An 11,029-nucleotide genomic window follows, 5' to 3' on the forward strand; every position below is an offset into this window, starting at 1 on the left:
GGAGCGGGAAACGAGACTCGAACTCGCGACCCCGACCTTGGCAAGGTCGTGCTCTACCAACTGAGCTATTCCCGCATGACTGCTTGCGTGCCAGTTGCCTGACAACGAGGCGCATTATACGTACCCCGAGCCCGGGCACAACCCTTTTTTCTCACTTTGAGCCCTTTCCCGTGCTGTTTGCTCACCCTTTAGACGCCTTGGTCGAAAATCCCCCCGCTCCCTGTGACCCGACGAGCGAATTTAAGATAAAGCCATTGAAATAGTTAGCCTTTAGTCAGAAACTCATCGCGCTTAGTAACTGGATTCTCAATTGAAAATCATGCGATGAAATGGAACTTCAGGCCTCGGGGGCTCAGACCGCAGCTGATGCTGGCTTTTTTCATGTTGGGCCTGGTGCCCTTCCTGGTCGTCACCCTGTTTTTCCTCTATAGCCACGGCAAGGATCTCACCACCCAGACCTCCAACCATCTGGTCTCGGTGCGCAACATCAAGAAAAACCAGCTGCAAGACTACTTCGGCAACCTCAAGGAGCAGATCATCAACTTCTCCCAGCAGGACTTTGCCGGCAACAGTATCGGTCGCTTCTACGGTTTCACCGGCGCCTTCGAGAAGCTCGGCACCACGCCGCAGGAGGCCCGCGCCCGCGCCCAGGCCCGCTATGTGCCGGGCTCCTGGGACAAGCTGCAACAGCCTGACAGTCAGGTGGAGATAGAGCCCTCCATCAGTGCCCTCATCCTGGCGGACGAGATGTATGGCCGCGTCCACCAGCGCTTCCATCGCGGCTACGCCGACATGGTGCGCAAATCCAACTACAGCGACATCTTCCTGGTCGACCTCAACGGTGACGTGGTCTACTCGGTCACCAAGCAGGCCAACTTCGCCACCAACCTGCTCTCGGGCCCCTACCAGTCCAGCGGTCTTGGCAACACCTTCGCCAAGATCAAGCGCCGCCTCGATGGCGGCCAGAAGCCCCAGCAGATCTTCGAGTTCACCGATTTTGGCCGCAACGAGCTGACCGGCCAGGTGGTCGCCTACCTCGCCGCCCCCGTGATGCAGTACGACTATGTGCGCGGCGTGGTCATCTTCGAGCTGCTGCCGGACAAGCTCAACCAGATCATGGCGGAGCGGGAGGGGCTCGGCGCAGCCGGCGAGACCATTCTCATCGGCCCGGACAAGCGGATGCGCGCCAACGCCTGGCTCGCCCCCGAATTCAGCGTGGAGAACAGCTTCAGCCCCGACTTCCGACCGCTGCAGACCCCCCTCATCATCAAGGCCCTCTCCGGGGAGCAAGGGGTCGGCCCCTTCCTCTCCTACCACGATGACGAGGTGCTGGCCGCCTATACCCAGGTGAAGGTGTTCGATACCGAGTGGGCCTTCATCGCCGAGATCTCCACCAGCGAGGCCTATGCCCCCATCCGCCAGCTCGAGACCCTGGTGATCCTGCTGGGGGCAGGCTCACTGCTGCTGCTGATCCTCTTCTCCCGCTGGCTCTCCCACTCCATCACGGCGCCCCTGCGATCCCTCACCGCCGCCGCCGAACAGGTGGCGGACGGCGCCCTGGATCACCCCATCACCATCCCCCGCACCGACGATGACATCGACCGGCTGGCCCAGGCGTTTCGCCACATGCAGCGCTCGGTGAAGGACAAGATCGAGCTCATCGAACGCCAGACCCAGGAGCTGCAACAGCAGGTCAAGCTGACCCACAAGCAGAACCTCAGCCTGCAACAGGCGGACAAGCTCAAAGACGAACTCCTGGCCAACACCTCCCACGAGCTGCGCCCCCCCATCCACGGCATCAAGGGGATGGCCGAGTCCATGCTCGCCAGCCAGCAGGACCTGACCGAAGGGCAGCAGAAACAGCTCGGCCTCATCATCAAGAGCGCCGACGGTCTGGCGCGCCTCGTGGACGACTTGCTCGACTACCACCAGATGCGCTACGGCCAGCTGGAGATCCACCCCCAGCCGGTCTCCTCCAAGGGGGTCATCCGGCTGGTGCTGGATCTCTGCCAGCACCTCGTGCAGGCCAAGCCCCTCACCCTGGTGGACAAGAGCCCCGCCGAGCTGCCCCCTGTGCTGGCGGACGAGCAGCGCCTCGAGCAGGTGCTCTACAACCTGGTGGGCAACGCCATCAAGTACACCCCCCAGGGCAAGGTGGTGCTGAGCGCCCTGGTGGAGGGCAACTTCCTGCGCATCAAGGTGACCGACACCGGCATCGGCATCGCCAGGGACCACCTGGAGCACATCTTCGAGCCCCTGGTGCAGATGAGCCCGGAAGTGAGCAAGCAGGGAGCGGGCCTCGGTCTCTCCATCACCCGCCAGCTGGTGCACCTGATGGGGGGGAGCTGTTCGTGGAGAGCGAGCCGAGCGTCGGCTCCACCTTCGCCTTCACCCTGCCGCTGGCCAGCGGCAAGGCGGGCAGCCTGACCCTCGACAGCCGCCAGATAGAGCACCAGCTGGTGCGCCAGCAACCCGTCATCCTGCCGGACTGGGAGAACGAAGATCTGCCGCCCCCGCCGCAAGATGCCCCCGTCATCCTGGTGGTGGATGACGAGCCCATCAATTTGCACATACTGCGCCACCTGCTGCAGCCCTGCGGTTATCGCATCCTGCCCAGCAGCGACGGCCACGACGCCCTGACCAAGCTGGCTCAGGAGCCGGTGGATCTCATCCTGCTTGATGTGATGATGCCCACCCTCTCGGGCTTCGACGTCTGCCGCCGTCTGCGCCAGCAGCACCCCAAGGAGAAGCTGCCGGTGCTGCTGCTCACCGCCCTCAACCAGCCCAAGGAGATTGAAGAGGGTTTCAACGCCGGGGCCAACGACTATCTGGTGAAACCCTTCTGCAAGGAGGAGCTGTTCGCCCGGGTGAGGGCCCTGCTGGAGGCCAGCGCCGGGCGCGCCTCCCTGGTGGAGAACCGCCTGCTCAAACAGGAGATAGAGCACCGTCTGCTGCTCCAGGAGCAACTGCACCAGGATCAGGAGCGGCTCCTCGCCCTGCTTGGCGAGGGGGCCGACCCCATGGTCTTCCTCGATGAGCAAGGAGGGGTGCTGTTTGCCTCCCGGGCCCTGGCGCGCCTGCTGGGTCAGGAGCCGGAAGCCATGGAGGGGCAGATGCTGGACGAGTGGCTGGCCGCCCCGCTGGCAAGCCAGTGGCCCGACATGACCGCGCAGCCGGAGCGGGAGCTGGACTTCCTGGTGGCGGGCCAGCGAGACACCCTCAACGCCCGCGCCCTGCCCATCAACCTGGGGGGGCAGCACGCCTATACGCTGACCCTTGGCACAGAACCGCGCCAGGACGACAATCGCATGGCTGCACTGGAGAACGCCCTCAAGAGCCTCTCTCGCCAGGCCATCATCGAGGATGGCCAGTTGCTGGGGGAACTGAGCCGGCTGGGAGGGGAGTTCAGGTCGCTGGCCGACGATCTCATTCGCCAGCAGGATGACGAACCTCTGCGCCGCGCCCTGGTGGACACCATGCGTCTCACCCTGGAGACCTGGCAGCAGAGCACCGGCAAGGGCAAGATAGTGCTGGCGGAGAAGAGCAAGCTGTGGCGGGTCTACATGGACCGCTCCAGTCCCCAGACCCGCACCCTCGACAAGTACCTGAACCTCGACACCCTGCCCAAGGCACCGCGCTGGAAGACGGTGGTGGCCAGCGCCGAGTACGTGCTCAAGCACTGCGCCCTGAACGAGGTGCAGCACCAGAGTCTGCACCAGAGCACCCAGCGCCTTCGCCAGCTCGCCAGCCGCAAGGCATGAGTCTCCAACCCGCAGCCACGTTGCTCTGATGATGGCTGCGGGATAGAAAACCAAGCACCAATATCGAGCTCTGGACACATCTACTCGCAGGCTTTCTGCGCCTATCAGGGGGATCGCGATGGCTGAGGCCAGATGACCCTGCAGGTGCGGGCCCATGCCCCATCACCATGTTGGTGATGACCCCGGGAGACCTGTCTGGGCCGGCAAGTGGCTAATCAGGTGAATGGACATTCGAGAGAATGGGGTAAGACTTCGCTACCCCGTGACCACAGGCCTCAAATCGGAAAAGACATTGGGAGATGGCTGAGCCGGGGGATGGACAGTAGAAATGACAAACCCGCGACGGGCGCGGGCTTGAGGGGAATAAATGGCGGAGAGACAGGGATTCGAACCCTGGGTGGCATTGCTGCCACAATTGATTTCGAGTCAATCCCGTTCGGCCACTCCGGCATCTCTCCACGGGCACTCATATTGACCCAACCCTAGCCGGGAAATCAATGTAAATCTCGTTGCAGATCAGACGACTGGCGATAAAACCGCCATCCGGCGATCCCGCCCCTCACAACACTAGTGACTTTCACCCGGCAGCGCCTCCTCGCTCACTGTCTCCACCCTGTACCCGGTTCCGGGTGGGCGAATACGGCGAGCCTGATGGGCCAGTGACACCCTGTGACGCGCTCGCCACCGCCCTCCCGGCAGTCATGGTGCCGGACTGGTAATCCCCGCGGGATTCGTTGACAATCTCTGCTCATTTTTTGGAAGGGAACCCGTCCCTCGCCCCAGCCGATAGGAACAACCATGCTCAACACTCGTATCGTCTCACTGCTGCTGGCCGCCGCCAGCCTCTGGGCCGCACCTGTCTGGTCCAACACCTATCCCCTGCCGCCAGCGGACAGCCGTCTCATCGGCGCCCTGGAAGATTACATCGTACAGCCTGGCGATCATCTGGAACTGGTCGGCAAGCATACTCGGACAGGCTTTCTGGCACTGCTCGAAGCCAATCCCGGCGTAGACCCCTATCTGCCCACCCCGGGCACCCGGCTCACTCTGCCGACCCAGATGCTGCTGCCCGACGTGCCGCGAGAAGGCATCGTCATCAACCTGCCTGAACTTCGCCTCTACTACTTCCCCAAGGGCAAGCAGGAGGTGATGGTGCTGCCCATCGGGATCGGTGACATCGGCCGCGAGACGCCGGAGATGACCACCACCGTCATCGCGAAAAATCCCAACCCGACCTGGGTGCCCGGCCCCATGGTCCGCAAGTCCTGGCTGGAGCAGAAGGGGATCGATCTGCCCGCCGTGGTCCCCCCCGGCCCCGACAACCCCCTCGGCAAGTTCGCCATGCGTCTTGGCTATGGCAACAAGGACTACCTCATCCACGGCACCAACAAGGATTTCGGGGTCGGCCTGCGAGTCAGCGCGGGTTGTATCCGGCTGCGCCCGGATGACATCGAAACCCTGTTTGGTCTTGTTCCCGTCGGCACCCCGGTCCGGGTCATCAACCAGCCGGTCAAGATGGCGGTGGAACCTGACGGTCGTCGCTGGCTGGAGGTACACTCTCCCCTCTCCCGCACCGAAGCGGAGATGGCACAGGGGGCGCCGCTGGTGCTCTCCCCCGAAGCCGAGCAGTTCATCGCTGCCCCCGACATCGACAGTGCCCGGGTGACCGCCCTGCTCGAGCACAAGAGCGGGCTGCCCAAGCCCGTGAGCGGCTGAAGGCCTGACCACCATGAACAGAATCAGTCATGTGGTTTGCCTGTTGTTTCTGCTGCCTGGCTCCGCGGCGATGGCGGACATCCTCTGGATGCGCAACGGCGATCGTCTGAGCGGGACCATAGAGGAGATCACGGACGAGCAGATCCGTATCAAGCCCGCCTACAGCCAGGCCATGACGGTCCCGCGCCACGCCATCAAACGCTGGCGTCTGGACAAGCAGGAGAAACCCAAGCCGCTCACCAAGACGGGGATCCCCCTGCTGGACTCTCCTGATGAGGCCAATGCCTGGCTGCTGACGGGGAACGGGGATCTCAACATCAAGCTCAAGGAGAACACCAAGAAGACCAACAACGTCAATCTCAAGGTCTCCACCGAGTTTGCCAATCTGGACTGGCGTTACAGCCTGGATGGCGAGTACATCTACGAAACGGCGAACAACATCACCGACAGCCACGAGTACAAGCTCAAACCCAAGCTCGACTTCTTCTTCGACGATCACTGGTTCCTGCGATCTTCCGTCGACATCGATTACAACATGATCGAGGTAGGCTATCTGGAGATTGACTATGCCTCCGGTCCCGGCTACCGCTTCTGGAATGACAGACAACGCCGGCTGGAGATCATCAGCCAGCTCGGCCTGGAGCGGGCCTATTTCAGGCCGGAGGTGTGGAGCAACTCAGACCTGTTTGACGACAGGATCATCAATTACCCCTTCGTCAGCCTGGGTTGGGACTACCGGCAGCCCTGGACCCTCTGGGAAGAGAAGTTCGAGCTGTTTGGCAAGGGCAGTTATGAAAGGTTCGTCGACCAACCATCCCCCTATCTGACCAGAAAGCAGTCCGTCAGCGGCAGCCTGGGCCTCAGGTATTACTTCAGCGATCATTTGCGTCTCTCCTGGTCAAGCGAGCTGGATTGGGACGATGCCTGGCTCGACTACCATGGCCTGAACATGGATGTGAGCGAGAAGGAGTGGCGTCACCTCATCACCCTGGGGGCGAGTTTTTAACCCGCCAGAAACGGCACAGGCCCACCGAAGTGGGCCTGTGTTCATGGACGCAAGACGAGCGCGTCAGAAATAGATCCGGGTGACCGACTCGATGACGCAGCCAGGGCGACGGATCCCCTCGATCTCTATCTTGATCTCCTTGAGGAGCTCGATGCCTCCCTTGATGGGCGTGACACGCGACAGCTTGGTCCGGGCGCGGATGTTGCTGTCCACCTTGATAGGATAAGGGAAGCGGACCTGTTCCAGACCGAAATTCACCACCATGCGAGCGGTCGGGAACTCCGGCGTGCTCTCGTCCACCGAACCGGTCAACTGGGGCAGCAGGGCCAGAGTCAGGAAGCCGTGGGCAATGGTGGTCTTGAAGGGAGACTCGGCTGCCGCACGCTCGGGATCGGTGTGGATCCACTGATGATCGCCGGTCACGGTCGCGAACTGGTTGATCAACGCCTGGGTGACCTGCAACCACTCACCTACATGGGTCTCTTCACCGATGCGGGTCTGCAACTCGGCATAGAGTGCCGCTGCTTCGCCTTCGAGCTCCACCACGGGATCCTGCGCCAGGGCAGGCTGGCCATTCGCGACCTGGGTGACTCTGGCAGCCTCTTGCTGGCGGGCATCCTGTGACTCCCCCTGCAGATCCAGCACTCTTCCCAGCAAGGGGTGAAGGTGTGCCTTTTGCTGAAACTCACGCCAGTAGTCGCGGATCGCCGGAGAGAGCCAATCCTTGAGCTCAAAGGGGTGTTGCGCCAGAATTTCGCGCTTGTGCTTCAGAAAATCGACAACTTTCATTTACCGATCCCTATTCGATTCAAAGCCTGTAAAGAGGTCTAACCAGTCCTATTTTATGAAAGTTTCATCAGCAAGTACAAAAAAATCTCGGCGTACACCTGTACCAGGCGCGAGAGTGGTCACTAACATGCGAGCAAACACGGGCAGGAAAACGATTGAATGGAAGGCTGCAAACGAATCAACATCTGATCTGAAAAAGAGACAGGGCCCGTGTCGCCACTGAGCCCCGTCCTCGATCATCTCCCCTGGGCGGTCCACCAGGTCTTGCGCTGCCCATCGTCCAGGAAACTCCAGGCGAGGATCCGGCTCACCTTGTTGCCTTGCGCCATGTCGATCACCCTGACATCCTGCGCCCCCACCCGAGCCAGCGCCTTTCGTGCGGCAGGCAGGTTTTCCTTTTTCGACACCAGCGAGCTGAACCAGAGGCATTGGCTGGCAAACTCCTTGCTCTGCTCTATCATGGCCGCCAGAAACGCCGCCTCGCCCCCCTCGCACCAGAGCTCGGCCTTCTGGCCGCCGAAATTGAGCACGGGCGCCCCGGCCACTGCCTGGCCCTTGCCCAGGTTGCGCAGCTTTCGCTCCGTCCCCTTGCTCGCTTCCGCCAGAGAAGCATGAAACGGCGGGTTGCACAGAGTCAGGGCAAAGTGCTCCTTCGGCCCCAGGATCCCGCGAAAGACATGCTTGGGGTTACCCTGATGACGGCATGTGATCTGGTTGCCCAATCCATTGCTGGTGGCCAGCAGGGTCGCCGCCTTCACCGACACAGGATCGATGTCTGAGCCCACGAAGCGCCAGCCATACTCCCGGACGCCCAGCAAGGGATAGATGCAGTTGGCCCCGACACCGACATCCAGCACTCGAACCTGCTTGCCCGTCGGTACGCATCCCGCGCTCTCGGCCAGCAGATCCGCGGCTCGATGCAGGTAGTCTACCCGGCCCGGAATGGGCGGGCAGAGATAGCCGGGGGGCAGATCCCAATGCGCAATGCCATAGTGCAGTGCCAGCAATGCCCGGTTGAGCGTCTTGACGGCGGCCGGATCGGCAAAGTCCAGGGTTCGGGTGCCGTGCTCGTTGGTGAACACGAAAGGCGTCAACGCCGGGGTACGCTGGCAGAGCGCGTCGAAGTCGTAGGGTGCCTGATGGCGATTGCGCGGGTGCAATCCGGTTTTCTGCTGGGGTGTCATGCTGGACCTGCCGAGGATCAAGGGGGCCACACTATAGAGAGTCGACCAGGGAAAGTCTAAACGAGGGTCATAAAAAAACCGGGCCCTGAGGGCCCGGTTCAAGTGAGGTTGGAAAAACAGTCCGTACTGCGAGCCGTTTGTCCAGCCTGACTCAGATGTCTATCCGGCGTGCCTGCCAGAATTTGCTGCGCCAGTAACTGCTGTCGAGCTTGGAGCGTGTCACCCCGGCGCGGGTGGAGGCATGAATGAATTCGCCATTGCCGACATAGATGCCCACGTGATTGAGGCGGCGGTTGATCTTGAAGAAGACCAAGTCTCCTTCGACCAGATCCTGTTTGGAAACCCGGGTGCCTTCATGGACCTGGGAGCGGGTATCACGGGGTAATTCGATGCCGACGGCATTGCGGAACACTTCACGGGCGAAGGCGGAGCAATCGATGCCTCGCTGGCTGCTGCCTCCCATCCGGTAAGGAACGCCGCGCCACTCTTTGTATACGGTCAGGATTTCGTTGACGTCAGGGGTTGGTGAAACTTCGGGTTCAATCACGGGTTCCATCATGGAAACCTCGATCTTGCTCGCGACCTCGGGTTGGGGTGCCGATGCACAACCCACCATTCCGAGCGCGACCAGCAGTAGCATCAGGTGGCGCAATCCTTTATCCCCGCAAAAAGAGTGAAACTTGTTAAAATGCAGCCCGAAAGGGCAATTTATAAGGCAACAGCACCCGACTATATCCAAGAATTCTATCGAGGCAAGCGAAAATCCCAATCGACCTCACATTTTTGCAAGGAAATGCTCTGTTTAGCGCAATTTATGTGATCATGCCCAAACAATATACAATCTTGAAAGCATCGGTTTTGAGCGCATCAAACGGACTGTTATCACTATTTCACCCCCATTTTTAAGTGAAATATTATGCTATCTGCGGATCTCTATTTGTTAAATACGGCAAGCGTTGATGCAGACCTGGTGATCAGGCTGGCATCCGAACTCGCCCCGGATGAACGCCGTCACTGGCACGAGATCCACCAGGCGGGTCGCCAGCATGAGTACCTGCTCGGCCGGGTGCTGCTGCGCCGCCTGCTGGCCGAGCGACTCCATTGCCGGGCCGATGCCCTGACTTTTGGTATCGGTGTGCATGGCAAACCGACACTGCTCAGTCATCGCTGGCAGTTCAACCTCAGCCACAGCGGAGAGTGGCTGGTGATCGCCCTCTGTGAGGAGGGCCCCCTTGGGGTGGACATCGAGATGGGAGTGCGTCACCGCCCCATACTGCCGCTGGCCAAACGCTTCTATGCGCCAAGCGAATACCAATGGTTGAGCGCCCAGCCCCGAGAGGAGCAACATTCGGCCTTCTATCGGCTATGGTCTCGCAAGGAAGCTGTGCTCAAGGCGCATGGCGATGGTATTTCCGCCGGGCTCGACAAGATCTGCTTCCTTCCGGAGCAGGCATGGCAGCTCAATAATCATCTCGACAATCGCCACTATGAAATCCGTGACTGGCCCACGGGCAGCGGATGGCTCAGCCTGGCTGCCCCGGCCCGCCGGGTCGATGCCCATCTGCTGGACGCACGCTTGAATTCCACCCCGCTGGACCCCATGTTGATCCACACCATTTTTCGAGAGTCAGCCTCATGATCGTCGACATCACTCCCCAGAACTTCCACGCAGAATTGCTCGATGCGTCCATGAAAAAGCCGGTCGTCATCTATTTCCACGCCCCCCAGATGCCGGAGTGCCAGGCCATGACCCCGCAGGTGGAAGCGCTGGTCGGCCCGGCCAATGCGGCGGTGACCCTTGCCAAAGTCGACATGAACGACCCCCAGTTGCAGCCTCTGGCCAGCCAGCTTGCCCTGCGCGCACTGCCCGCGCTGGTGCTGTTCCATCAGGGGCGCCCGGATGAACAGGCCATTCTGGAAGGGCCGCAGGATGAAGCCACATTGCGCCAGTATTTCGCCGCCTTTGCCCCCAAAGAGGAGGAGTTGCTGCTCGATCAGGCAAAGCAGGCGCTGGAGAACGGGCAAGCCGATGTGGCGCACACCCATCTTGGCCAGGCCCATCGCCTCGCCCCCGAGCGTCACGACATCACGCTCTGGCTGATACAGGCCGCGCTGGATCTCAATCTCCTTGACGAGGCGCAGAGCCTGCTTTCGACCATCCCCATGGTGGCACAGGATGACCATTACCAGACCCTGAGCTCCCGCCTCTCGCTGGCGCTGCAGGCCAGCGACAGTCCTGAGCTGCGCGCCCTGGAGCTGCGCCACGCTGAACAGTCTGATGACCATGCCCTCGCTCAGGAGCTGGCGGTGCTCTACAGCCAGGTTGGTAGACAGGAGGAGGCGTTGGCTCTGTTGTTCACCATCCTCAAACGTGATCTCGCCTTTGGCGATGCCAAGAAGATCTATCTCGATGTGCTGGCAACCATGGGCGCACACCCGGCGGCGCAGAGTTATCGTCGCAAGCTCTACAGCCTGCTCTATTGAGCGACAGGAAAATCATACCAATCGGATTAAACATTAGGTCAGTTTTATCCAATCTCGGCTACAAAGTGACATCACCCGCTCCACATCGG

General features: G+C 61.0%; 7 protein-coding genes, 2 tRNA genes and 1 pseudogene. 5 read left to right on the top strand and 5 right to left on the bottom strand.

Annotated elements, in window-relative coordinates:
- Nucleotides 1-2: 2 nt before the first annotated feature.
- A tRNA-Gly gene (locus tag OKB81_RS16585) sits at nt 3-75 on the bottom strand.
- A 249-nt stretch (nt 76-324) separates the two neighbouring features.
- Here OKB81_RS16585 and OKB81_RS16590 point away from each other — a divergent pair.
- Nucleotides 325-3,761, top strand: a pseudogene (locus OKB81_RS16590) (response regulator).
- A 368-nt stretch (nt 3,762-4,129) separates the two neighbouring features.
- On the opposite strand, the gene OKB81_RS16595 reads toward OKB81_RS16590, so the two are convergent.
- Nucleotides 4,130-4,219 (bottom strand) — tRNA-Ser (locus tag OKB81_RS16595).
- 340 nt (nt 4,220-4,559) lie between these two features.
- Between OKB81_RS16595 and OKB81_RS16600 the strand changes: the two genes are divergently transcribed.
- Both OKB81_RS16600 and OKB81_RS16605 read left to right on the top strand, forming a co-directional pair.
- Entirely contained in the window at nt 4,560-5,477 is a 918-nt protein-coding gene (locus OKB81_RS16600; protein WP_049636696.1) for a L,D-transpeptidase family protein, read from the top strand.
- Nucleotides 5,478-5,490: 13 nt separating this feature from the next.
- Complete coding sequence (locus OKB81_RS16605) at nt 5,491-6,483, top strand: DUF481 domain-containing protein (RefSeq protein ID WP_442866122.1); 993 nt, start codon at nt 5,491-5,493, stop codon at nt 6,481-6,483.
- Nucleotides 6,484-6,546: 63 nt separating this feature from the next.
- On the opposite strand, the gene OKB81_RS16610 is transcribed toward OKB81_RS16605, so the two are convergent.
- From OKB81_RS16610 to OKB81_RS16620, 3 genes are all read right to left on the bottom strand, one after another.
- Nucleotides 6,547-7,272 (bottom strand): MaoC family dehydratase, encoded by a 726-nt coding sequence (locus OKB81_RS16610; RefSeq protein ID WP_010673529.1) that lies wholly within the window; start codon nt 7,270-7,272, stop codon nt 6,547-6,549.
- 236 nt (nt 7,273-7,508) lie between these two features.
- The gene (gene rlmF, locus OKB81_RS16615; protein WP_160837892.1) at nt 7,509-8,456 is read right to left on the bottom strand and encodes a 23S rRNA (adenine(1618)-N(6))-methyltransferase RlmF; all 948 of its coding nucleotides are present in this window, start codon (nt 8,454-8,456) and stop codon (nt 7,509-7,511) included.
- A gap of 151 nt (nt 8,457-8,607) precedes the next feature.
- On the bottom strand, nt 8,608-9,096 hold the full coding sequence (locus OKB81_RS16620) for a C40 family peptidase (protein ID WP_039039319.1): 489 nt from the start codon (nt 9,094-9,096) through the stop codon (nt 8,608-8,610).
- Between the two features lie 276 nt (nt 9,097-9,372).
- On the opposite strand from OKB81_RS16620, the gene OKB81_RS16625 reads away from it, so the two are divergent.
- Both OKB81_RS16625 and OKB81_RS16630 read left to right on the top strand, forming a co-directional pair.
- Nucleotides 9,373-10,095, top strand: a complete 723-nt coding sequence (locus OKB81_RS16625) for a 4'-phosphopantetheinyl transferase family protein (RefSeq protein ID WP_160837890.1) — start codon at nt 9,373-9,375, stop codon at nt 10,093-10,095.
- Entirely contained in the window at nt 10,092-10,940 is an 849-nt protein-coding gene (locus tag OKB81_RS16630; protein WP_042017306.1) for a tetratricopeptide repeat protein, read from the top strand. The genes OKB81_RS16625 and OKB81_RS16630 overlap by 4 nt, the downstream gene beginning before the upstream one ends.
- Nucleotides 10,941-11,029: the final 89 nt, after the last annotated feature.

Source organism: Aeromonas sp. QDB56, assembly GCF_027705505.1.
GTDB lineage: Bacteria > Pseudomonadota > Gammaproteobacteria > Enterobacterales > Aeromonadaceae > Aeromonas > Aeromonas caviae.